At 62.7% G+C, this 21,830-nt stretch carries 18 protein-coding genes; 9 read left to right on the top strand and 9 right to left on the bottom strand.

Annotation, left to right across the window (positions count from 1 at the left end; translation table 11 throughout):
* The first annotated feature begins 71 nt into the window (after window positions 1-71).
* The 5 genes from PM2_RS09680 to PM2_RS09660 are packed head-to-tail and all read left to right on the top strand — an operon-like array spanning window position 72 to window position 4,148.
* A complete protein-coding gene (locus PM2_RS09680; RefSeq protein WP_016715520.1) occupies window positions 72-878 on the top strand; it encodes an alkaline phosphatase family protein in 807 nt (268 codons plus the stop codon).
* Window positions 875-1,705: an ABC transporter permease gene (locus tag PM2_RS09675; RefSeq protein ID WP_016715519.1), complete on the top strand. Its 831-nt coding sequence runs from the start codon at window positions 875-877 to the stop codon at window positions 1,703-1,705. Before PM2_RS09680 ends, PM2_RS09675 begins: the two co-directional genes overlap by 4 nt.
* Window positions 1,695-2,489, top strand: a complete 795-nt coding sequence (locus PM2_RS09670) for an ABC transporter permease (protein WP_016715518.1) — start codon at window positions 1,695-1,697, stop codon at window positions 2,487-2,489. The genes PM2_RS09675 and PM2_RS09670 overlap by 11 nt, the downstream gene beginning before the upstream one ends.
* 1 nt (window position 2,490) lies before the next feature.
* Complete coding sequence (locus tag PM2_RS09665; protein ID WP_016715517.1) at window positions 2,491-3,480, top strand: ABC transporter ATP-binding protein; 990 nt, start codon at window positions 2,491-2,493, stop codon at window positions 3,478-3,480.
* A gap of 14 nt (window positions 3,481-3,494) precedes the next feature.
* Window positions 3,495-4,148 carry an HAD family hydrolase gene (locus PM2_RS09660; protein ID WP_019097097.1) on the top strand — a complete coding sequence of 218 codons (654 nt, stop codon included), beginning with the start codon at window positions 3,495-3,497 and terminating at the stop codon, window positions 4,146-4,148.
* Between the two features lie 34 nt (window positions 4,149-4,182).
* Here the strand turns inward: PM2_RS09660 and PM2_RS09655 are convergent, their stop codons facing one another.
* Window positions 4,183-5,145: an NAD(P)H-quinone oxidoreductase gene (locus PM2_RS09655; RefSeq protein ID WP_016715515.1), complete on the bottom strand. Its 963-nt coding sequence runs from the start codon at window positions 5,143-5,145 to the stop codon at window positions 4,183-4,185.
* A 139-nt stretch (window positions 5,146-5,284) separates the two neighbouring features.
* Between PM2_RS09655 and PM2_RS09650 the strand changes: the two genes are divergently transcribed.
* Both PM2_RS09650 and PM2_RS09645 read left to right on the top strand, forming a co-directional pair.
* Entirely contained in the window at window positions 5,285-7,366 is a 2,082-nt protein-coding gene (locus PM2_RS09650) for a carboxy terminal-processing peptidase (RefSeq protein ID WP_016715514.1), read from the top strand.
* A 118-nt stretch (window positions 7,367-7,484) separates the two neighbouring features.
* Window positions 7,485-8,435: an EAL domain-containing protein gene (locus tag PM2_RS09645; protein ID WP_016715513.1), complete on the top strand. Its 951-nt coding sequence runs from the start codon at window positions 7,485-7,487 to the stop codon at window positions 8,433-8,435.
* Here the strand turns inward: PM2_RS09645 and PM2_RS09640 are convergent.
* The 4 genes from PM2_RS09640 to bamJ form a co-directional block, all read right to left on the bottom strand.
* Entirely contained in the window at window positions 8,417-8,785 is a 369-nt protein-coding gene (locus tag PM2_RS09640) for a hypothetical protein (protein WP_016501064.1), read from the bottom strand. The genes PM2_RS09645 and PM2_RS09640 overlap by 19 nt on opposite strands.
* Entirely contained in the window at window positions 8,782-9,114 is a 333-nt protein-coding gene (locus PM2_RS09635; protein ID WP_016715512.1) for a helix-turn-helix domain-containing protein, read from the bottom strand. The genes PM2_RS09640 and PM2_RS09635 overlap by 4 nt, the downstream gene beginning before the upstream one ends.
* A gap of 111 nt (window positions 9,115-9,225) precedes the next feature.
* Complete coding sequence (locus PM2_RS09630; protein ID WP_028698684.1) at window positions 9,226-9,666, bottom strand: YkvA family protein; 441 nt, start codon at window positions 9,664-9,666, stop codon at window positions 9,226-9,228.
* Between the two features lie 288 nt (window positions 9,667-9,954).
* Entirely contained in the window at window positions 9,955-10,731 is a 777-nt protein-coding gene (gene bamJ / locus PM2_RS09625) for a BamJ family beta-barrel-assembly machinery protein (protein ID WP_019097094.1), read from the bottom strand.
* A 327-nt stretch (window positions 10,732-11,058) separates the two neighbouring features.
* Between bamJ and PM2_RS09620 the strand changes: the two genes are divergently transcribed.
* Window positions 11,059-12,351 (top strand): delta-60 repeat domain-containing protein, encoded by a 1,293-nt coding sequence (locus PM2_RS09620; protein ID WP_219857576.1) that lies wholly within the window; start codon window positions 11,059-11,061, stop codon window positions 12,349-12,351.
* 7 nt (window positions 12,352-12,358) lie between these two features.
* On the opposite strand, the gene pcaQ is transcribed toward PM2_RS09620, so the two are convergent.
* The 4 genes from pcaQ to PM2_RS09600 all read right to left on the bottom strand — a co-directional run bounded on the left by pcaQ (window position 12,359) and on the right by PM2_RS09600 (window position 20,668).
* The gene (gene pcaQ, locus PM2_RS09615) at window positions 12,359-13,291 is read right to left on the bottom strand and encodes a pca operon transcription factor PcaQ (protein ID WP_016715508.1); all 933 of its coding nucleotides are present in this window, start codon (window positions 13,289-13,291) and stop codon (window positions 12,359-12,361) included.
* Between the two features lie 141 nt (window positions 13,292-13,432).
* Entirely contained in the window at window positions 13,433-13,795 is a 363-nt protein-coding gene (gene nirD / locus PM2_RS09610) for a nitrite reductase small subunit NirD (protein WP_028698686.1), read from the bottom strand.
* Window positions 13,795-16,347, bottom strand: a complete 2,553-nt coding sequence (gene nirB, locus PM2_RS09605) for a nitrite reductase large subunit NirB (protein ID WP_028698687.1) — start codon at window positions 16,345-16,347, stop codon at window positions 13,795-13,797. The genes nirD and nirB overlap by 1 nt, the downstream gene beginning before the upstream one ends.
* Before the next feature lie 304 nt (window positions 16,348-16,651).
* The gene (locus PM2_RS09600; protein ID WP_028698688.1) at window positions 16,652-20,668 is read right to left on the bottom strand and encodes a bifunctional nitrate reductase/sulfite reductase flavoprotein subunit alpha; all 4,017 of its coding nucleotides are present in this window, start codon (window positions 20,666-20,668) and stop codon (window positions 16,652-16,654) included.
* Between the two features lie 322 nt (window positions 20,669-20,990).
* Between PM2_RS09600 and map the strand changes: the two genes are divergently transcribed.
* On the top strand, window positions 20,991-21,782 hold the full coding sequence (gene map / locus PM2_RS09595; RefSeq protein WP_373446712.1) for a type I methionyl aminopeptidase: 792 nt from the start codon (window positions 20,991-20,993) through the stop codon (window positions 21,780-21,782).
* Window positions 21,783-21,830 lie beyond the last annotated feature (48 nt).

Below are 21,830 nucleotides of genomic sequence, written 5' to 3'. Positions count from 1 at the left end.
GTAGTGCCTGATCCGGCTTCTTCGCGGGTAAATCCGCGAAGAAGCCAACGCGGTTTATGACTGGAGCCACCATGCAACACAACGTCATCCTGGTCCTGCTGGACGGTCTCAACTACCAGGTCGCCCACCATGCCATGGGCCACTTGCACGCCTACGTCGAGGCCGACCGCGCCGCGCTGTACCGCGTGGAATGCGAACTGCCGTCGCTGTCGCGGCCGCTGTACGAGTGCATCCTCACCGGCGTGCCCCCCATCGAAAGCGGCATCGTGCACAACAACGTCAACCGCCTGTCCAACCAGCGCAGTGTGTTCCACTACGCCCGCGAGGCCAACCTGGGCACCGCAGCAGCGGCCTATCACTGGATGAGCGAGCTGTATAACCGCTCACCCTTCGACCCGCAGCGCGACCGCCACACCCACGCGCCGAAACTGCCGATCCAGCATGGGTTGTTCTACTGGGACGACCGCTACCCCGATTCGCACCTGCTGGCCGACGGTGAGTACCTGCGCCGCCGCCACGCCCCCAACTTCCTGTTGATGCACCCGATGAGCATCGACGACGTCGGCCACCGCCACGGCCTGGACAGCAGCCAGTACCGCAACGCCGCACGCAGTGCCGACATCCTGCTGGCCGACTACCTGCCAGGCTGGCTGGAAGAGGGTTACCAGGTGCTGGTCACCGCCGACCACGGCATGAACAATGACCGCTCGCACAATGGGCTGCTGACCGAAGAGCGCGAAGTGCCGCTGTTCGTCTTTGGCGACGCCTTCAGCCTGGACTCGGCGGCCAAGCCGCTGCAGACCGAGCTGTGCGGGACCATCTGTGAACTGCTGGGTGCCGCGCACGACAAAACGGTGTGCCGGGAGTTGCTCAAGTGAACCGTGGCCGCTATCTGGCCCTGCTCTGCCTGCTGCCGTTCGCCGTGTTCTTCGTCATCTTCCAGGTCGCCCCGCTGGTCTGGGTGGCGATCAACAGCGTGCAATCGGAAGCCGGCTGGGGCGTCGAAAACTTCAGCAAGGTCTTCAGCTCGAAGTTCTACCTGCAAGCCCTGCAACGCAGCCTGGAGATCAGCTTCTGGTCGAGCCTGTTCGGCATCGTCATCGCCACCCTCGGCGCCTACTCGCTGCGCCAGGTGGACTCGAAACTGCGCGACTTCGTCAGCGCCTTCGCCAACATGACCAGCAACTTTGCCGGGGTGCCGCTGGCGTTCGCCTTCATCATCCTGCTCGGTTTCAATGGCGCACTGACCCTGCTGCTGAAGCAGGTCGGCCTGCTGGAAGACTTCAGCATCTATTCCAAAAGCGGGCTGATCCTGGTGTACACCTACTTCCAGATCCCGCTGGGTGTGTTGCTGCTGTACCCCGCCTTCGACGCCCTGCGTGAAGACTGGCGCGAGTCGGCCGCGCTGCTGGGCGCCAGCCACTGGCAATACTGGCGGCACATCGGCCTGCCAGTACTCACCCCGGCACTGCTGGGCACCTTCGTCATCCTGCTGGCCAACGCCCTGGGGGCCTATGCCACCGTGTACGCGTTGACCACCGGCAATTTCAACGTACTGCCGATCCGTATCGCCGGCCTGGTGGCCGGCGACATCAGCCTCGACCCCAACCTGGCCAGCGCCCTGGCCATGGTGCTGGTGGGGCTGATGACGCTGGTCACGGTGGTACACCAATGGCTGTTGAAGAGGAGCTACCATGCGCGCTGACGCCCGTTCCGGCGGCTGGTACCACCGCGCCGTGGTCTACCTGCTGTTCCTGATCCTGCTACTGCCACTGGCCGGCACCCTGCTCTACTCGCTGGCCACCAGCTGGTCTGCCAGCCTGCTGCCCAGCGGCCTGACCCTGAAATGGTATGCGGCGCTGTGGAGCGAGCCACGCTTCCTGGCCGCTTTCGGCCAGTCGTTGCTGGTGTGCGTGGGCGCACTGCTGCTGTCGGTGGTGCTGATTCTGCCGCTGCTGTTCGTGGTGCATTACCACTTTCCCAGGCTGGACGCGCTGATGAACATTCTCATCCTGCTGCCCTTCGCGGTGCCACCGGTAGTGTCGTCGGTGGGGCTGCTGCAGCTGTACGGCAGCGGGCCGATGACCATGGTCGGCACGCCGTGGATCCTGATCGGCTGCTACTTCACCATCGCCCTGCCGTTCATGTACCGGGCCATCACCAACAACCTGCAAGCCATCAACCTGCGCGACCTGATGGACGCTGCCCAACTGCTGGGCGCCAGCACCTGGCAGGCCGCGCTGCTGGTGGTGCTGCCGAACCTGCGCAAGGGCCTGATGGTGGCGTTGCTGCTGTCGTTTTCGTTCCTGTTTGGCGAGTTCGTGTTCGCCAACCTGCTGGTCGGCACCCGTTACGAGACCCTGCAGGTGTACCTGAACAACATGCGCAACAGCAGCGGCCATTTCAACAGCGCGCTGGTGATCTCCTACTTCGCCTTTGTGCTGGTACTGACCTGGGTCGCCAACCGCCTGAACAAGGACAAGACCTGACATGAGCTTCGTCAGCGTACAGAAACTGCAAAAAAGCTACGCCGGCAGCCCGGTGTTCGAGAACATCGACTGCCACATCGAACGCGGCGAGTTCGTCACCCTGCTGGGCCCATCCGGTTGCGGCAAGTCCACCTTGCTGCGCTGCATCGCCGGGCTGACCCCGGTGGACAGCGGGCAGATCCTGCTCGACGGCCACGACATCGTGCCCGTGAGCCCGCAAAAGCGCGGCATCGGCATGGTGTTCCAGAGCTATGCGCTGTTCCCCAACATGACCGTGGAGCAGAACGTGGCCTTTGGCCTGCGCATGCAAAAGGTCAAGGCCGACGAAAGCCAGGTACGGGTGCGCGAGGCGCTGGACCTGGTGGAGCTGGGCAGCTTTGCCGGGCGTTACCCGCACCAGTTGTCTGGCGGCCAATGCCAGCGCGTGGCCCTAGCCCGTTCGTTGGTCACGCGCCCTCGCCTGCTGCTGCTCGACGAGCCGCTGTCGGCACTGGATGCACGTATTCGCAAGCACCTGCGTGAGCAGATCCGGGCCATCCAGCGCGAGCTGGGGCTGACCACCATCTTCGTCACTCACGACCAGGAAGAAGCGCTGACGATGTCCGACCGCATCTTCCTGATGAACCAGGGGCGCATCGTCCAGAGCGGTGATGCCGAAACCCTCTATACCGCGCCGGTGGACCTGTTTGCCGCCGGTTTTATCGGCAACTACAACCTGCTCGATGCCGACAGCGCCAGCCGCCTGCTGCAACGCCCGGTGGCCAGCCGCCTGGCGATCCGCCCGGAGTCGATCACACTGGGCATACACGGCGAACTGGACGCCCAGGTACGCAGCCACAGCTTGCTGGGCAATGTGATCCGCTACCGCGTGCAAGTGCGCGACGTGGAGCTGGTGGTCGACGTGCTCAACCGCTCGCCGGCCGACCTGCACGCAGATGGAAAACGGGTAAGCTTGTCGATCGACCCCACGGCGCTGCGGGAAGTGGCCTAAGGAGATTCAACACAATGGCACTGGCAATTTTCGATCTGGACGAAACCCTGATCCACGGCGACTGCGCATCGCTGTGGAGCGAGCAGATGGCCCGGCTGGGCTGGGTCGACGGCAAGGACTTCCTGCGCCGCGACCGTGAACTGATGGAAGCCTACGGCAAGGGCCACCTGCAGATGGAGGACTACATGGCCTTCAGCCTGGAGCCGATGGCCGGGCGTACCCTGGAAGAAGTCGAGCACCTGGTTGAGCCGTGGGTTGAAGAGGTGATCGAGCCGATCATCTATGGCGACGCCTGCCGCTGCATTGCCGAACACCGCAAGCGCGGGGACCGCATCCTGATCATTTCCGCTTCGGGTACGCACCTGGTCGGGCCGATTGCGGCTCGCCTGGGGGTGGACGAATACCTGGCGATCGAGCTGGAGGCGGTGAACGGGGTGTATACCGGCAAGACCCATGGGGTGCTGACGTATCGCGAAGGCAAGATTACGCGGCTGCTGGAGTGGCTGGATCAGGAACAGGAGAACCTCGAGGGGGCGAGTTTCTATTCCGATTCACGCAATGATTTGCCATTGCTGCTGAAGGTGGACCATCCGCATGTGGTGAACCCGGATGCGGTGTTGCGGGAGCATGCCCAGACCAATCGCTGGCCGATTCTGAGCTGGACTTGAGGGCCATGGGGGCTGCTTTGCAGCCCCGGCAATATCAAGCCATGCTCGGATCTATGACCATCACCAACTTGCCCGAGACCTGGTTGCTCTCAAGCTCCGCATACGCCGCCTGGGCAAACTCCACCGGGTAGGTATCAACCAGTTGCGGCGACAGGCGCCCTTCGGCAAACAGCGGCCACACCTGCTGTTGCAGTTCGCGCAGCAACTCGGCCTTGAAGCCGTCATCGCGGTTGCGCAGCGTGGAGCCGGTAATCTCCAGGCGCTTGCCCAGCACCAGCGCCAGGTCCAGCTCGAACTTGCGCCCCCCCATCAGCCCGATGATCACCCAGCGCCCGTCGCGGGCCAGCAGCTTGAGGTTGAGCTCACCGTAGCTCGCGCCCACCGGGTCGAGAATCACGTCGAACGGGCCAAAGCCTTCCAGTGCATCCAGGTTTTCGTTACGTACCACGCCCCCTGTCGCGCCCAGCGCTTCGCAATAAGCCAGGCGGTCCTGCGAACCGACACTGACCCACACCGGACTGCCAAACGCCTTGCACAGCTGGATGGCGGCAGAGCCAACGCCACTGGCGCCGGCATGCACCAGCACTTTCTCGCCAGCCTTGACGGCACCGAGCTGGAAGATATTCAACCAGGCGGTGGCATACACCTCTGGCAACGCCGCGGCTTCATGCAGGCTCAGGCCCTCGGGCACGGGCAGCACGTGACGCGCATCGACCACCACTTCCTCGGCCATGGCGCCACTGGCCAACAGCGCGCACACACGGTCGCCCACGCGCCAGTCGGCACCGGCGCCCACTTCCTCAACCACCCCGGCACACTCCAGGCCCATGTACGGGCTGGCACCTGGCGGTGGCGGGTACAAACCTTTCATCTGCAGCAGATCGGCGCGGTTCAGGCCCGCAGCAGCCACGCGAATGCGCACTTGGCCCGCGTCACAGGCCGGGCGTTCGGCCTCGACCCACTCCACATGTCCGTCAACGCCTTGCAATGCCTTCACAGTGCCTCCATAGTTGAATCATGACTGGGCCTGGGGTTGCTTACCTCAGGCTTTTTGCAGTATTTGCCCGGCTCCATGGAACCGGCAACGGAAAAGACGGCCTACTATGCGTGATCAATTGCCTCCACGTCGAATCAGCATGAAGCATTTCCTACCAAGCACCGCCCTCGCCGTCATGATCGGCCTTGGCAGCCTCACGCTCGGCGGCAATGCGGCGGCCGCCAACAAATGGGACAGCCTGCAGCCGGACCGCGACGAGATCGTCGCCAGCCTCAACGTGGTGGAATTGCTCAAGCGCCACCACTACAGCAAGCCACCGCTGGACGATGCCCGTTCGGTCATCATCTACGACAGCTACATCAAGCTGCTGGACCCGGCGCGCAGCTACTTCACCGCCGCCGACATTGCCGAGTTCGACAAGTGGAAAACGCAATTCGACGATTTCCTCAAGAGCGGTAACCTGGACCCGGGCTTCACGATCTACAAACGCTACCTCGACCGCGTCAAGCAACGCCTGGACTTCGCCCTGGCCGAGCTGAATAAAGGCGTGGACAAGATCGACTTCACCACCAAGGAAACCTTGCTGATCGACCGCAAGGACGCACCGTGGATGAAGGACCAGGCCGAGCTCGACGACCTGTGGCGCAAACGTGTGAAAGACGAAGTGCTGCGCCAGAAGATCGCCGGCAAGGAACCCAAGCAGATCCAGGAAACCCTGACCAAGCGCTACAAGAACCAGCTGGCGCGCCTGGACCAGACCCGTGCCGAGGATATCTTCCAGGCCTACATCAACACCTTCGCCCAGTCCTACGACCCGCACACCAACTACCTGTCGCCGGACAACGCCGAAAACTTCGACATCAACATGAGCCTGTCGCTCGAAGGCATCGGTGCGGTGCTGCAAAGCGACAACGACCAGGTCAAGATCGTGCGCCTGGTACCGGCAGGCCCGGCAGCCAAGACCAAGCAGGTGGCCCCGGCCGACAAGATCATCGGCGTGGCCCAGGGCAACAAGGAAATGGTCGACGTGGTCGGCTGGCGCCTGGACGAAGTGGTCAAGCTGATCCGCGGCCCGAAAGGCTCGGTGGTGCGCCTGGAGATCATCCCAGCCAGCAATGCACCTAGCGACCAGACCAGCAAGATCGTGTCGATCACCCGTGAAGCGGTGAAGCTTGAAGAGCAGGCAGCCAAGAAGTCGGTGCTCAAGCTGAAGCAGGACGGGCGTGACTACAAGCTGGGCATCATCGAGATCCCGGCCTTCTACCTGGACTTCAAGGCCTACCGCGCCGGTGACCCTGAGTACAAGAGCACCACGCGTGACGTGAAAAAGCTGCTCACCGAACTGCAGAAAGAGAAAGTCGACGGCGTGGTCATCGACCTGCGCAACAACGGTGGCGGCTCGCTGCAGGAAGCCACCGAGCTGACCAGCCTGTTCATCGAAAAAGGCCCGACTGTGCTGGTGCGCAACAGCGACGGCCGCGTCGACGTGCTGGAAGACGAAAACCCGGGCGCCTTCTACAAAGGCCCGCTGGCGTTGCTGGTGAACCGCCTGTCGGCCTCGGCTTCGGAGATTTTCGCCGGTGCCATGCAGGACTACCACCGCGCGCTGATCATCGGCGGCCAGACCTTCGGCAAAGGCACCGTGCAGACCATCCAGCCGCTCAACCATGGCGAGCTGAAGCTGACCCTGGCCAAGTTCTACCGGGTTTCCGGGCAGAGCACCCAGCACCAGGGCGTGCTGCCGGACATCGACTACCCGTCGATCATCGACACCAAGGAAATCGGCGAGAGCGCCCTGCCCGAGGCTATGCCATGGGACACCATCCGCCCGGTGGTCAAGCCTGCTGCCGACCCGTTCAAGCCGTTCCTGGCCCAGCTCAAGGCGCAGCATGAAGCGCGTAGCGACCAGGATGCCGAGTTCACCTACATCCGCGACCGCCTGGCCCTGACCCAGAAGCTGATGAATGAAAAAACCGTCAGCCTCAACGAGCAGGAGCGCCGTGCGCGCCACGATGACATCGAGGCCAAACAACTGGCCCTGGAAAACATCCGCCGCAAGGCCAAGGGTGAAGAGCCGCTCAAAGAGCTGAAGAAAGAAGACGAGGACGCGCTGCCGACCGAGGATGAAAACACCAAGCCGGAAGACGACGCCTACCTGTCGGAAACCGGTCGCATCCTGATCGACTACCTCAGTGCAAGCACCAAGGTGGCCAAGAAGTAAGGCGCTGCAACGATGATGGCAGAATAATGTGACCTGTCATCAAACAGTCATCGCGCTGTCGTGAAATATGGGGGCCGGGCATGCAGATGCCCGGCCCTTTCATTTTCAGGAATACGTCATGACCGTTGCCGAACAGCTCAGTGCCTTGAGTGCCATCCTGGCTCAACGCAGTATTCACAGCCTGTTGCAGCCGATCATGTGCCTGAGCGAACAGCGGGTGTTCGGCCATGAAGCACTGAGCCGTGGTCCGTCCAACAGCCCGCTGCACGCGCCGTTGAACCTGTTTACCATCGCCCGCCAGGCTGGCCGCCTGACCGAACTGGAAGCCGTCTGCCGGGAAAGCGCCTGCCGTCGCTTCAGCGAGCAGCAATTGCAGGGCAAGTTGTTTCTCAACATCTCGCCAGAATCGCTGCTGGAGCCACACTACCCGTCCGGCCTGACCCTGAAACTGCTGGAGCAGGTCGGCCTGCCGCCCAGCAGGGTAGTGATCGAGCTGACCGAGCACACCCCCACCGACGACTTCCAGCTCTTGTCCAATGCCCTGCACCACTACCGCGACATGGGCTTTTCGATTGCCATCGACGACCTGGGGGCGGGCTATTCCAGCCTGCGGCTGTGGTCGGAGCTGCGCCCTGAGTACGTGAAGATCGACCGGCACTTCATCGACGGCATCCACCGCGACCCGCTCAAGCGCGAGTTCGTTGGCTCGATCCTGCAGATTGCCCGGGCCTCGAAGGCGCAGGTGATTGCCGAAGGGATCGAGCTGGCAGAGGAACTGGTGGTGCTTAGGGAGATGGGGGTGGACCTGGTGCAGGGGTACCTGCTGGGGCGGCCGCAGGACTTGGGGGTGCGCGAGCTACCGGTGCTGACGAGTATGCCGCAGGCCGAGCAGCCGACAGTGCGGTTGAATGCCACCATCGGGCAGTTGCTGGCGCTGTTTGGGCGGCATCAGCACCTGGATGTATTGGAGGTGGTTGATGCCGATGACAGGCCTTGTGGTTTGATCCACAGACATTCTTTGCCTGTTCTGGCCCTATCGCCGGCAATCAATCAGGCGGTTTCGGGGTAGCTGTACTCGAACACCCGAACCACCTCGGAAGCATGCCACGACGCCGCCTCCATGCCATCCACCGGCCCGGCAAACCGCCCTAGCCGTTCGACACATTCAAAAAAACCGGTACGCGGCAAGCGGCTGGCGCCTTGGCTGATCACCAGCGAACTGCGCAGCGGCTGCTCGGCACGGGCATCCAGCACCGCCAGGTATTCCAGCGCGGCGGTCAGCGTCTGCATGGCCGGGCTGGGCAGTTGCAAGCGCTCGATCAGCGCTCGGTAGGTCAGCAAGTGACGTTGACGGCGGGCCAGGTCAAGCTCGCCCAGCAGGTTGTCCCAGTGCTGACGGCTGATCCTGACCTGGCTCATGACGGCTCGCTCCAGCCAGCGACCCCCAGATGCCAGGCCAAGGCGCGGCGGATGGCTGCATCCGGCTGGCGTTCGCCCGATTCGATCATGGCCAGGTAGGCCGGGCTTACCCCGACATTGCGCGCCAGCTGCTCAGGGGCGATGCCCTTGGCCTGGCGAATCTGTGCAACTTCACTGAACGCCGGCAACGGCGCAACGGCGGCGGCCTGTTCGCTGACAACTGCCTCGGCAGGTGCCTGCCCTGCAGCCTTGAGCAGCGCCTGGTACTGCTCCCAGGGAACCACGGCGTACTCGGGCTGACCGTCCCGGCTGATGACCTGAATACCCATTACAAACCCCTTTAAAAAGGATTACAGCATGTAATCCGTAGGCATAACCCTTATGCCAATTATATTACCAACTCCGGGGTCTGTCCGGTTGAGGTGCAGTTCAGGCGGTTTTCACTGCGTATTGCGCTCCAGGCGCAGCGCTTCGGGGCTTGCGGGCAGGCGCTCGACCACACGCAGCCGCTCGGGTGCCTGGCTGTCGCGCCAGGCCCGGAAGCGCGCCAGTTCATCAGCCACGGTCTTCAGTACCCAGCCCAGCACTGCAATGTCATCGAGCAAGCCCACGCCCAGCAGCCAGTCGGGGATGGCATCGATAGGGCTGACGAAATACAGCAGGCCGGCCACGATGGTGACCAGGGCCTTGGGGCTGATGGCACGGTATTCGCCGCGCCACCATGCCAGGCACAGCGACTGAAGCAGTTTCAAGTCCTCACGCAATTGGCCGATGCGCGGGCCTTTGCGAGCCACGGCGAACAGCAGGGCCGGCAACCGGCCACGGCTGAGCAAGCGCTCGGCCAAGGGCAGGAAACGGGCGAAATTCCAAGGTGCGCTCATGGAGCCTCCACGCAGAGCAGGTTATCCACATTTATTGTGGATAACCTTGTGAACAGGGCCACGTTTCTGACCCCGGGTGCCTGCCAGGCAAGGGCCCCGGTCAGATCGGGCGTTTTTTACACAGCCGTTTCAATACGTGGGTAGCTGGCCGCAAACGATTTGCGCCAGAAACATCCTACAGCAACAAGCTGCATTTCCTCGGACAGTATCAGCTGTTACAGGTTCGTCCAATCGTCGTAAACGAAAACGCCCCGTCAGGACGGGGCGTTTTGCAAGAACCTGCCAGTGTTACTTGGCGGGTGCTTCAGCGGGCGCTTCTGCAGGGGCTTCGGCCGGGGCCTCAGCTTCCGGCTCGGCGCCTTGCAGCTGGGCCGGGTCCTTGATGGCGATCAGTTCCAGATCGAACACCAGTACCGAGTTGGCCGGGATCAGCGGGCTTGGGCTTTGTGCACCGTAGGCCAGTTCAGCCGGGATGAACAGCTTGTACTTCTCGCCAACGTGCATCAGTTGCAGGCCTTCGACCCAACCCGGGATCACGCCGCTGACTGGCAGGTCGATCGGGCTGCCGCGCTCGACGGAGCTGTCGAACACCTTGCCATCGATCAGCTTGCCTTCGTAGTGGACGGTAACCACGTCAGTAGGCTTGGGCTGCGGGCCATCGGCCTTCTTGACCACTTCGTACTGCAGGCCCGAGGCGGTAGTAACCACGCCTGGTTTCTTGGCGTTTTCTTCGAGGAATTTCTTGCCAGCAGAGGCCGCTTCTTCGCTGGCCTTGGCCAGGCGCTCTTCGGCGCGCTTCTGCAGCGCGGTGAAGGCTTCTACCAGCTCTTCATCCTTGATGCGCTGTTCTTTCTTGCCAACGGCGTCTTCGATACCGAGTGCAACTGCTTTCGAATCAAGGTCTTCCATGCCTTCCTGAGCCAGGCTCTTGCCCATGTTCAGGCCGATACCGTAGGAGGCTTTCTCTGCCGGAGTCTTCAGCTCGGGGCTGCTAGCTTGTTGGTCGCAGCCAGCCAGTACCAAGCCTACCAGGGCAACCGCAGCCGCCAAACGATGCTGTTTCATGCTATTTCCTTGTTCATGCGCCATAAGGGCAATCAGGGTAAAGCCGCGAGCTTAGCAGGCGGCCATGACCAATGGCTACCGGCATAGGAGCGGGTTTTGGTAAGGAAGTTCAGTAGTTAAAGGGTTATTCATGCAAGACACTGCAGCCACTGGCCAGTATTGACGCTTGACGCAGAAACCGCCTGGGGTTTGTCGCAATTTTTTGTCGCACTGCCCTCCATTCCCGGGGGCAAGAGACCTGTCATTTATGCCAGTAGATCGGATGAGGGCCTGCGCTTTCAATAGTGCGGGTAGTCACAGATCGTGACCAGCCAGAGGTTAACCCCAATGACACGACCAACCATTTCATCTCTTCTTCAACAATCCACGCCTGAGCGCAACTCGTTGAAAGCACTTAGTGGTGCCCCTGTAGACCAGAGCTTCGGTAAAGACGGCTACGCCTACCTGCTGGAACAGGAGACTAAATCAACTGGCGTGTGCACTGACATCCTGAAAAGCCACGTTCGACAAGATCGCTACTATGCGTGCGCACTTCAATCAAATAAAGAAACCCAGGTGTTCAACAGCGCCGTCTGGCTGATGGATAGCGACGGCAAGCGAGATGACAGCTTCACTGTCGACTTTGGATCGCTCGTGGACAAGGACAAATCGTTCACTCCCTACAGCCTTATGGAAGATCACGAGGGCAACCTGCTTTGCTTAGGTGAAGTGTCCGACGCCGCCGAACGGCTCTGGAAATTCAAGAACACAGGAGAGCTAGACAAGAATTTCGCCAGCACTGGATTTGTCGATAGCGACCAACTGACCACCGAGCGGCTGCATTTTCGCTTCGCCGCCACACTCTCTGATGGCTACGTCATTGCTTGCCACACGCCCGAATTCAAGAACGTCCTCGTCTGCCTGTCAGCTGACGGCGCCCTGAAGCCGAGTTTCGGTAATGGGGGGGTGCTAGACCTTGAATCGCAATTACCTGGGTACGGTGCCGGCATAATCAGCCTTATCACTACAAAGCATGCTGATGGAAGCGATCGCATTCTATTGCTGAGTTTGAGAGGCGAAGGCGACGACCTGTTTTCGGTCTTGAGCGCCATAGACAGTAGAGGCCAACTGGACACTTCCTTTGGCGAAGGTGGCCATTTCAAATCAGAAAACGCCACCCTCTATCGGGGCCTGTCTTGCAGCAATGTGTCGTCACTTGTCACCCTATGCGGAGGGCATATGCTCGCGGATGAAAGCATGCAGCCAGAGATTATCCGGTTGACCAGCAACGGAGCGCCCGACCAAGCATTCAACAAGGGGGCACCTGTACGCTTCAACGCCAACGCCGGGATGTGGCACCACATGATTGAGCACGAAGGGCGCCTGGTCGGGGTAGGCAGCTTCTATAACCATAACCGGGCGGTCCGCTACCAGGCCGATGGCACACTCGACACCACGTTCGTTTCGCCTTGGGGGCATGGTTCGTTTGGCGCTATCGCACCGAACCCTGGCTTTTACATGGATGGCGATTCATCGATCGCCTTCGTTCCCGCCAGTAAACGCCTGCTGGTTTGTGGCGAGGTAAATATCACAGCGCAAAATCAGGTGGCTGCTGCAGTGCTCGCCTTGGCATTGGGTTAAAAGACACTCAGGGGTAGTTACCGTCGCGGTACTGCCCCGCCACCTCACGCAGCACCTCGCACACCCACTGCCCCGGCAGGCTCTGCGGCAAGGCGGCATTGCGACAAATGCCCACCGAGCCACCCGGTTCGCGCACGCCCAGGTCTAGCTCGACCAGCTCGCCACGGCGCAGGTCGAGCAACACCGCATCGCGTGGCGCGACCCACAGCCCATCGCTGCCCAGCAGGTAGCGCCGGCTCAACGCCAGCGATAGGGTTTCCAGACGCTGTGCCGGCATCTGGATGCCGCATTGCACGAACAGGCTGTCGGCATGCTGGCGGATGGTGGTCCCCGCTGGCGGCAACACCAGCGGATAACGCCCCACCTGGGCCCGCTCGACGGGTGTGCCGGCCAGCAGCGGATGGCCCGGGCGTACCACCAGGCTCATCGACTCGCTGTACAGGTGCTCGAACGACAGGCCCTGGATCTGCGGGCTGTCGGTCATGCGCCCGACCACCAGTTCCAGCTCGCCCAGCCGCAGTTGGCCAAGCAGCTGCGCGCTGACCCCGGTGACCACACTGATCACCAGCGCTTCATGGCGCTGGTGCAGGCGGCACAGCACTTCGGGCATAAGCAGGCCCTCGACCGTCGACAGCACGCCAATGCGCACCTGCGACGGCGCCCGCGCCTCACCACGCAGGCTGCTGACGCCATCGCGCAGGGCCTGCACACTGGGCCCGGCATAACGCATGAAGCGCGTGCCGGCGGGGGTCAGTTCGACACCCTGTCGGCTGCGCGCAAACAGGCGCGTTTCCAGCAGGTCTTCAAGTTCCTTGAGGGTTTTGGAAATGGCCGGCTGGCTGATGGCGAGCACGTCGGCAGCCCTGGCCAGGCTGCCCTGCCGGGCAATCTCCAGAAAGCACAGCAGGTGGCGGTATTTGATGCGGGTGTCGAGGTTCATGGCCTCAAGCTTACCGTATTGCCCGTGTAGTGGCTGTCTTGGGATTTGTGGTGGGGCGCAGATCGAGCGCCGCGCGGGCGGCGCTGGATCTCCCAGGCGCTGCAAACCCGACGGCGAACACCCCCTAAGCATAAAAAATCTTCAAACCACGGCCAGTTCCACAGCCTCACCGTTCAAGCGCACCGGCCACACCCGCAAGCGTTGCCCGGCATCTTCCAGGCACACCCCGCTCTGTAGGCTGAAATGCTGTTTGTACAGCGGCGCCGCCACCACCAGCTCGCCCTGCACACTGCCCACCAGCCCACGGCCAATGATATTGGCGCCGGAACGCGGGTCGCGGTTGTCCACCGCGTACAGCGGCTGGGCCTGCCCCGGCAGGTAAAACAGCGCCACTTGGGCCCCGTCGAGCCATACCACCACCCCGGAGTCGGCTACCAGGTCTTGCGCGTGGCACACCGCTTGCCAGTTCTCCCGGGTTTGCACAACAGCATTGGACAGGTTCATCAGACAGCCTCCTCGACAGTGGGGATCAGGTGCAGCGGCGCAGCGGGCCGGCGTTGTTCGCGTTCACGCACGAAATGCACATCCGGATCGGCGCGCCGGTCGTTGACGAAGGTGCGGAAGCGCTTGAGCTTTTCCGGGTCATTGAGGGCGTTGGCCCATTCGCATTCGTACTGGTCCACCACATGCTGCATCTGCGCTTCAAGCTCGCCGGCCAGGCCCAGGCTGTCATCGATGATCACCTGTTTCAGGTAATCCAGCCCGCCCTCCAGGTTCTCGCGCCACACCGAAGTGCGCTGCAGCTTGTCGGCCGTGCGGATGTAGAACATCAGCACGCGGTCGATCAGCCGTACGAGGGTTTCGTCGTCCAGGTCGGTGGCGAACAGCTCGGCATGCCGTGGGCGCATGCCGCCGTTGCCGCACACGTACAGGTTCCAGCCTTTGTCGGTGGCGATCACGCCGATGTCCTTGCTTTGTGCCTCGGCGCATTCGCGGGTGCAGCCCGATACCGCGAACTTGAGCTTGTGCGGGCTGCGCAACCCCTTGTAGCGGTCTTCCAGGCGCAGGGCCATGCCGACACTGTCCTGCACACCGTAGCGGCACCAGGTGCTGCCGACGCACGACTTCACCGTGCGGGTCGACTTGCCATAGGCGTGGCCGGTTTCGAAGCCGGCCTCGATCAGCTCCCCCCAGATCAGCGGCAGTTCGTGCAGCTGGGCGCCGAACAGGTCGATGCGCTGGCCGCCGGTGATCTTGGTGTACAGGTCGTACTTCTTGGCCACCTGGCCGATGACGATGAGCTTGTCAGGGGTGATTTCACCGCCAGGGATACGTGGCACTACCGAGTAGGTGCCGTTCTTCTGCATGTTGGCCATGAAGGTGTCGTTGGTGTCCTGCAGTGGCACCAGCGCCGGGTCCATGATCGGCTGGTTCCAGCACGAAGCGAGGATGTTGCCCACTGCCGGCTTGCAGATGTCGCAACCCACATGGCCCTTGCCATGGCGTTCGAGCAGTTCGCTGAAGGTGCGGATGCCCTCCACCCGCACCAGCCCGTACAGCTCCTGCCGGGTGTAGGCAAAGTGCTCGCACAGGCTCTTGTCCACCGCGACGCCACGGGCCGTCAGTTCATGCTCGAACACCTGTTTGAGCAAGGCTGCACACCCCCCGCAGCCCGTGGCAGCCTTGGTGCACCCCTTGACTGCGGCAAGGTCGCTGCAACCGCTGTCGATGGCGGCGCACACCGCCCCCTTGCTGACGTTGTGGCAGGAGCAAATGGTCGCGCTGTCCGGCAGTGCATCGGCGCCCAAGGCCGGCGCGCCACCGCCTTGCGGCAGAATCAGCGCGGCCGGGTCGGCCGGCAGGGCGATGCCGTTCTGGGCGTATTGCAGCAGGGTGTCGTAGTAGCTGTTGTCACCCACCAACACCGCGCCCAGCACGTGCTTGCCGGTGGCATCCACCACCAGCCGGCGGTAGGCACTGTTGGCTTCGTCGATGAAGCGGTAGCTGCGTGCCCCTGGCGTGGCGCCGTGGGCATCGCCGATCGAGCCGACATCCACGCCCAGCAGTTTGAGCTTGGTCGACATGTCGGCACCGGTGAACGCGACCGCCGCTTCGCCCATCAGCAACGCGGCCAGGTTGCGCGCCATGCTGTAGCCCGGGGCGACCAGGCCGAACACGCTGCCGTTCCACGATGCGCACTCGCCGATGGCAAAGATACGTGGGTCACTGCTGCGGCAGTGGTTGTCGATCACTACCCCGCCACGCGCGGCGATGTCCAGCCCACTGGCACGGCCCAGGGCATCCTGCGGACGAATACCGGCAGAGAACACGATCAGGTCGGTTTCCAGGTGCTCACCGCCCTCGAAGTTCATGCGGTAGCGATAGGCTTCACCGTCGCTGATCGACTGGGTGGCGCGGGACAGGTGTACGCCCACGCCCAGCGCTTCGATCTGTGCCTTGAGCGCGGCACCGCCCTCGCCGTCCAGTTGCACCGGCATCAAGCGTGGGGCGAACTCAACCACGTGGGCTTCCAGGCCCAACGATTTGAGCGCGTTGGCGGCTTCCAGGCCAAGCAGGCCACCACCAACCACCGCGCCACGACGGGCACTGGCGGCGGCGGCCCGGATGCCATCGAGGTCGTCGAGGGTGCGGTAGACCAGGCGGGCGTTGCCGCTGGAGCCTTCGATCGGCGGTACAAAGGGGTACGAACCGGTGGCCAGCACCAGTTGGTCGTAGCTGTACCGGCCTTCGGCGGTAACCACTTCGCAGCGCTCGCGGTCGATTTCCAGCACGCATTCGCCAAGGTGCAGGTGCACGCCGTTGGCGGTGTAGAAATCGGGCTCGCACAGGGCCAGGGTTTCGGCACAGCTGCCGCCGAAGTATTCGGACAGGTGTACGCGGTCGTAGGCGCGTTGGCGCTCTTCGCCGAACACATGCAGTTCGAAGCGCTCGTGGGCGCCGCGGCTGACCAGTTGCTCGACGCAATGGTGGCCGACCATGCCATTGCCGACGATGACCAGTCGCTCTCGTTGCCCGCTGCTCGCTGTTGCCTTCATAAGCCGATCCTCGATCAAAAAAAAAGCGCCTGGAGCCGAAGCTCCAGGCGCCTTTGCCTGTATTCATCACGGTAGGTGGCCCGGGTTGATCGCCGTTGATCAGTGGGCTTTGTTGTAGCTTGGGTAAAGCAGGGAGTGTGCCAATTGCGTTACCTGTACCGGCCTCTTCGCGGGCAAGCCTGCTGCCACAGGGATCTCCACAGGTCTGCAGACTTGCACCTTACCTGTGGGGTGGGTTTACTCGCGAAGCGGCCGCCACAGGCAATGCACATTCAAGGTGCAACGCTCCCCATCCTGGAGCACTTCAGTAAACATCCCGCCGATACCGCTTGGCCTTGCTCAAGGCCTCCATGTAGGTATCCGCATCCACGCCACCATGCTCGGCAATGATTTCACGCAACGCCGCATCTACATCCTTGGCCATGCGCTGGGCATCACCACACACGTAGAAGTACGCCCCCGCCTCCAACCATTGCCACAGCTGCGCGCCCTGTTCGAGCATGCGCTGCTGCACATAGATTTTCTCGGCCTGGTCACGGGAAAACGCGGTATCCAGCCGCAGATGGCCGCTTGCCTGCCAAGCCTGCAACTGCTCCTGATAATAGAAATCGGTCGCCGCATACTGCTCACCAAAGAACAGCCAGTTGCCCCCTTTCGCGCCCCGCACTTCTCGCTCTTCCAGAAACGCACGAAACGGTGCAATGCCAGTCCCAGGGCCAACCATGATCACCGGCACGCTGTCATCCTCGGGCAGCCGGAAGTGCTTCGACACCTGTGGGAAGATGGCCACTTTCAGCGCCTGGGCACGGTCGGCCAGAAAGCTGGAGCACACGCCTTTACGCTCGCCATAGCGCACGGTGGAAACGGTCAGGTGCACCTGATCCGGATGCGCCAATGGGCTGGAGCTGATCGAGTAAAGCCGTGGCTGCAACGGTTTGAGCAGGTCGAGCCAACTGGCCAGCGGCAGTTTTTGAGGGAAAGCACGCAGCACATCGACCAGCTGTCGGCCCCACAGCCAGTCCTGCAGCTCGGCTTTGCACTCGGGCTGTAACAGGCGCTGCAGGTCCGGGGCACTGCCGGCAAAGGCCTGCAGTTGTTGCGGGGTCACCTTGGCAATCTCCAGATGCGCTTGCAGGGCTTCGGCCAGTGGCATGGCAGGCTGGCCTTTCAACTCGACCATGGCCTGGCCATCGAGCTGCGTCAGCGCCAGCAATTCATCGACCAGCGTCGGGCAATTGCGCGGCCATACGCCCAGGGCATCACCAGGTGCATAGCTGAAGCCGCTGCCGCTCAGGTCGAACACCAGTTGCCGGGTTTCCTTGCTTGCACCGGGCCCATTGAGCAGGCGGTTTTCCACCAAGGCGGCGGCCCAGGGTTGCTGCTTGCCATAGATCGTGACCGGCGCAGGCTCATTGACCGGTTGTGGTGTGGCAGCAGTGCCCAGCAAGGGCAGCAGCGCTTCGAGCCAGCCGCAGAACGCTTCGTCAAAGTCGGGCTCGCAGTCCACCCGCTGCAACAAGCGCCGCCCACCCAGCTCAGCCAGGCGCTGGTCGAGTTTGCGGCCAAAACCGCAGAACTGCTCGTAACTTGAGTCACCCAAGGCCAGCACGGCATAGGGGAGCTCGGCGCAGAGGGTGCCCTCTTCGCCCTGCAATGCCTGCCAGAATGCCCCGGCGCTGTCTGGCGCGTCGCCATCGCCAAAGGTGCTGGCGATCAGCAGCACGCTGGCGGCGCCTTGTAGCTGGCGCGGGCTGACGGCCTCCATGCAACTGAGCTGCACCTCCAGACCGGCACCGCGCAAGCGTTGGGCACAGCGCTCGGCCAACAGTTCGCCGTTACCGGTCTGCGAGGCCCACAGCACTTGATGCCGTGGCGCCGGCAACGCCGCAGCGGGCAATGCCGCAGGCTGGGCAAACAGACCGGCCAGCAAGCCGTCGACGAACAGCCGACGGCTGGCGGCCAGCGGTGCATTGGCCGGCAGGCTGGGTACGCCTTCGGCACGGCTTTGGTCCAGGCCCAGCAGAAAGCCTTGCAGGTAATGGCGCTCTTCTTCTGCCAACACCGGGGCTGGCAGGGTGTCCAGGCCAAGCAGACGAGACAGGGTGGCAGTTGGCATTCGGGCTGACTCCGCAATGGCAGTGTTCAGTTCAAGGGTATCGATGCGTTCGCCTGCGACCCGCTCCAGGGCCACGGCGCAGTGTTTGAACGCGGGTTGCAGCGACAGCGGGTCAACCGCATCGCAGGTGACGGCATTGATTGCCAGTTGCTCGCCGGCCACATCGTTCCAGTGGAATGGTGCGAAGCAGTTGCCTGGCATGACCCGGTCGCTGATGCGTGCGGGTAGCACGGCCTGGCCACGGCGCGAACGAATGGCCACCTGGTCTTTCTCGGTAACGCCCAGCCTGGCGGCATCTTCGGGGTGAATTTCGACGAAAGGGCCGGGCTCCAGCTTGTTCAATGCCGGCACCTTGCCGGTCTTGGTCAGGGTGTGCCACTGGTGCTGCACACGGCCGGTATTCAGCACCATGGGGTAGTCGTCATTCGGCAACTCCGGTGCCGGCAACCAAGGCCGGGCGAAGAAACGGGCTTTGCCACTGGCGGTAGGGAATGCCAACGCCGGGCGCTGGCCCTGGGCATCGTGCAGCAGCACCTGGCTGCTGCCGTCATTCAGGTAGCGCAACGGGCTGCGGTCGCTGTCACGGCCAGGCGCGCAAGGCCACTGGCGCGGTTGCCCACGCAGTTCGGCATAACCGATGCCGCGCAGATCGTACCCGGTGGCAGGGTTATGGAAGCGACGGATTTCCTCGTACACCGCTTCGGCATCGGCGTAATCGAAGGCGTCGGCATAACCCATGGCGCAAGCCACGCGGGCAATGATCTGCCAGTCCGGCAGGCTCTGCCCTGGCGGCTCGACGGCGCGCGGCATCAGGGTAAGGTTGCGCTCGCTGTTGATCATCACGCCCTCGCCTTCGGCCCACAGCGCGGCCGGTAGCAGAATGTCGGCGTAGCGATTGGTTTCAGTGTCGAGGAAAGCGTCCTGAGTAATCACCAGCTCGGCCTGATGCAGGCCGTCGATCACTTGCTGGCGGTTGGCGACACTGGCCACCGGGTTGCTGCAGATAATCCAGCAAGCCTTCACTTCACCGGCTTTCATCTGTTCGAACAGCGCCACCGTGCCCTCGCCGCCTTCGCAGCGCAGGCTGCCAGGTGCCAGGTGCCATTGCTGTTCGACAAAGGCACGGTCGGCTTCCACCAGCGCCGAGCGCTGGCCTGGCAAGCCGGGCCCCATGTAGCCCATCTCACGGCCGCCCATGGCGTTGGGCTGACCGGTCAGCGAGAACGGCCCGCTGCCGGGGCGGCAGATGGCGCCAGTGGCCAGGTGCAGGTTGCAGATCGCATTGGTGTGCCAGGTGCCGTGGATGCTCTGGTTCAGGCCCATGGTCCAGCAGCTCATCCAGTTGCTGGCACCGCCGATCCATTCGGCGGCCTTGATGATGTCGGCCTCGGCCAACCCGGTGATGGCGGCCACCCGCTCAGGGCTGTAGTCATCGAGGAAGGCTGGCAGTTCGTCCCAACCTTCGGTGAAGCGGGCGATGAAGCCAGGGTTGGTGTGGCCGTTACGGTGTAGCAGATGCAGCAGGCCGTTGAGCAAGGCCATGTCACTGCCGGGGCGTACCTGCAGGAACAGGTCGGCCTTGTCGGCGGTGGCGCTGCGCCGTGGGTCGACCACAATCAGCTTCGCACCGGCCTTGATCCGGTCGAGCAAACGCAGGAACAGGATCGGGTGGCAGTCGGCCATGTTGGCGCCAATCACCAGGAATACGTCGGCGTGCTCGAAATCCTGGTAGCTGCCGGGTGGGCCATCGGCACCAAGCGACAGCTTGTAGCCACTGCCGGCGCTGGCCATGCACAAGCGCGAGTTGGACTCGATGTGGCGGGTGCGGATAAAGCCCTTGGCCAGTTTGTTGGCCAGGTACTGGGCTTCCAGCGACATCTGCCCGGACACATACAGCGCGACGGCATCGGGGCCGTGCTGGTCGAGGATGCCACGCAGGCGTGCGGCTGTTTCGGCGATGGCCTGATCGATACCGGTGCGCGCCGGCTGCTGGTTTCGCTGCTGCCGTACATAGGCGTCTTCCATGCGCCCGGCGGCGGTCAGCGGCAGGTGCGCAGTGAGGCCCTTGGTGCACAGGCGGCCGAAGTTGCTGGGGTGTTGCTTGTCGCCGCTGACCTTGCTGACCTTGCCGTCGGCAACGCTCATGACGATGCCGCAGCCGACGCCACAATAGGGGCAAACGCTGCGTACTGCGCTGTTGGCCATGGGCGGGCTCCTGTGGGAAACGCAAAAAGGCGCCGGCTGCCCCCGGCTTGCTGATGCAAGCGAGGGGCAACACGGCGCCTTTGTCGTGAGGTTTTGTGGGCTGTCGACGTTGATGGCCCTGGATGAGGAGTACGCCAGCAATTAACAGGCCAGCTGTACCGGCCCTTTCGCGGGCACGCCCGCTCCCACAGGGATATCACTGCCCTCTGGCCTATTTACATCCCTGTGGGAGCAGGTTTGCCCGCGATGAGGCCGTCACAGGCTACGCACCATGCGGTGGCAACCTCACACCCCGTGGCGCTATGCTGGGGCACATTCCAGCATGAGCAACCGTCCTCCCCCCATGTCCCAAGTGATCCTCAAGACCCCCGCCCAACTCGACCTGATGCGCCGCGCCGGCCAACTGCTGGCCCAAGTGTTCGCCGAACTCGACAGCTTCATCCGCCCCGGCATCACGACGATGCAAATCAACGACCGCGCCGAGGCGTTCATCGTCGACACACTCAAGGCCCGGCCGGCGAGCAAGGGCCAGTACGGTTTCCCCTATTCGCTGAATACCTCGGTGGACCATGTGGTGTGCCACGGCGTACCCAAGGTCGATGAAGTGTTGAAGGAAGGCTCGATCGTCAACGTCGACATCACCCTGGAGCAAGGCGGCTACATCGCCGACTCGTCGAAGATGTACTGCATCGGGAAAATCAGCGATGAAGCCCGGCGCCTGGTCGACACTACCTACGATGCGCTGTGGAAAGGCATCGAACAGGTGCGCCCCGGGGCCACGCTGGGCGATATCGGCCATGCCATCCAGGCCCATGCCGAAGCAGCGGGCTACAGCGTGGTGCGCGAATATTGCGGGCACGGTATTGGCCAGCAGATGCATGAAGCGCCGGAAGTGCTACACATCGGCCAGCGTGGCATGGGCGTGAAGCTAAAGCCGGGAATGGTGTTTACCATCGAGCCGATGATCAATCAGGGTGGGCGTGGCACCCGAGCGCTGAAGGATGGCTGGACGGTAATTACGCGTGATCACACCCTCTCGGCGCAGTGGGAGCATACGGTAGCGGTGACTGAGGAAGGGTTTGAGGTGCTGACGTTGCGGGAAGAAGAACACTGACACCTGAAATTCAGGCACAAAAAAAGCGACCCTAAGGTCGCTTTTTTT

Source organism: Pseudomonas monteilii NBRC 103158 = DSM 14164 (assembly GCF_000730605.1).
Classification (GTDB): Bacteria; Pseudomonadota; Gammaproteobacteria; order Pseudomonadales; family Pseudomonadaceae; genus Aquipseudomonas; species Aquipseudomonas monteilii.
Note: the sequence above shows the minus strand (reverse complement) of the source record. Positions and strands in the feature narration are given on the sequence as shown.

Coding starts and splice junctions, on each gene's coding strand:
- map (WP_373446712.1), top strand. CDS start 20,991: ATGAGCAACCGTCCTCCCCCCATGTCCCAAGTGATCCTCAAGACCCCC.
- pcaQ (WP_016715508.1), bottom strand. CDS start 13,291: ATGAACCTCGACACCCGCATCAAATACCGCCACCTGCTGTGCTTTCTG.
- nirB (WP_028698687.1), bottom strand. CDS start 16,347: ATGAAGGCAACAGCGAGCAGCGGGCAACGAGAGCGACTGGTCATCGTC.
- PM2_RS09680 (WP_016715520.1), top strand. CDS start 72: ATGCAACACAACGTCATCCTGGTCCTGCTGGACGGTCTCAACTACCAG.
- PM2_RS09645 (WP_016715513.1), top strand. CDS start 7,485: ATGACCGTTGCCGAACAGCTCAGTGCCTTGAGTGCCATCCTGGCTCAA.
- PM2_RS09670 (WP_016715518.1), top strand. CDS start 1,695: ATGCGCGCTGACGCCCGTTCCGGCGGCTGGTACCACCGCGCCGTGGTC.
- PM2_RS09640 (WP_016501064.1), bottom strand. CDS start 8,785: ATGAGCCAGGTCAGGATCAGCCGTCAGCACTGGGACAACCTGCTGGGC.
- PM2_RS09630 (WP_028698684.1), bottom strand. CDS start 9,666: ATGAGCGCACCTTGGAATTTCGCCCGTTTCCTGCCCTTGGCCGAGCGC.
- PM2_RS09660 (WP_019097097.1), top strand. CDS start 3,495: ATGGCACTGGCAATTTTCGATCTGGACGAAACCCTGATCCACGGCGAC.
- PM2_RS09620 (WP_219857576.1), top strand. CDS start 11,059: ATGACACGACCAACCATTTCATCTCTTCTTCAACAATCCACGCCTGAG.
- PM2_RS09665 (WP_016715517.1), top strand. CDS start 2,491: ATGAGCTTCGTCAGCGTACAGAAACTGCAAAAAAGCTACGCCGGCAGC.
- PM2_RS09600 (WP_028698688.1), bottom strand. CDS start 20,668: ATGGCCAACAGCGCAGTACGCAGCGTTTGCCCCTATTGTGGCGTCGGC.
- PM2_RS09650 (WP_016715514.1), top strand. CDS start 5,285: ATGAAGCATTTCCTACCAAGCACCGCCCTCGCCGTCATGATCGGCCTT.
- PM2_RS09635 (WP_016715512.1), bottom strand. CDS start 9,114: ATGGGTATTCAGGTCATCAGCCGGGACGGTCAGCCCGAGTACGCCGTG.
- bamJ (WP_019097094.1), bottom strand. CDS start 10,731: ATGAAACAGCATCGTTTGGCGGCTGCGGTTGCCCTGGTAGGCTTGGTA.
- nirD (WP_028698686.1), bottom strand. CDS start 13,795: ATGAACCTGTCCAATGCTGTTGTGCAAACCCGGGAGAACTGGCAAGCG.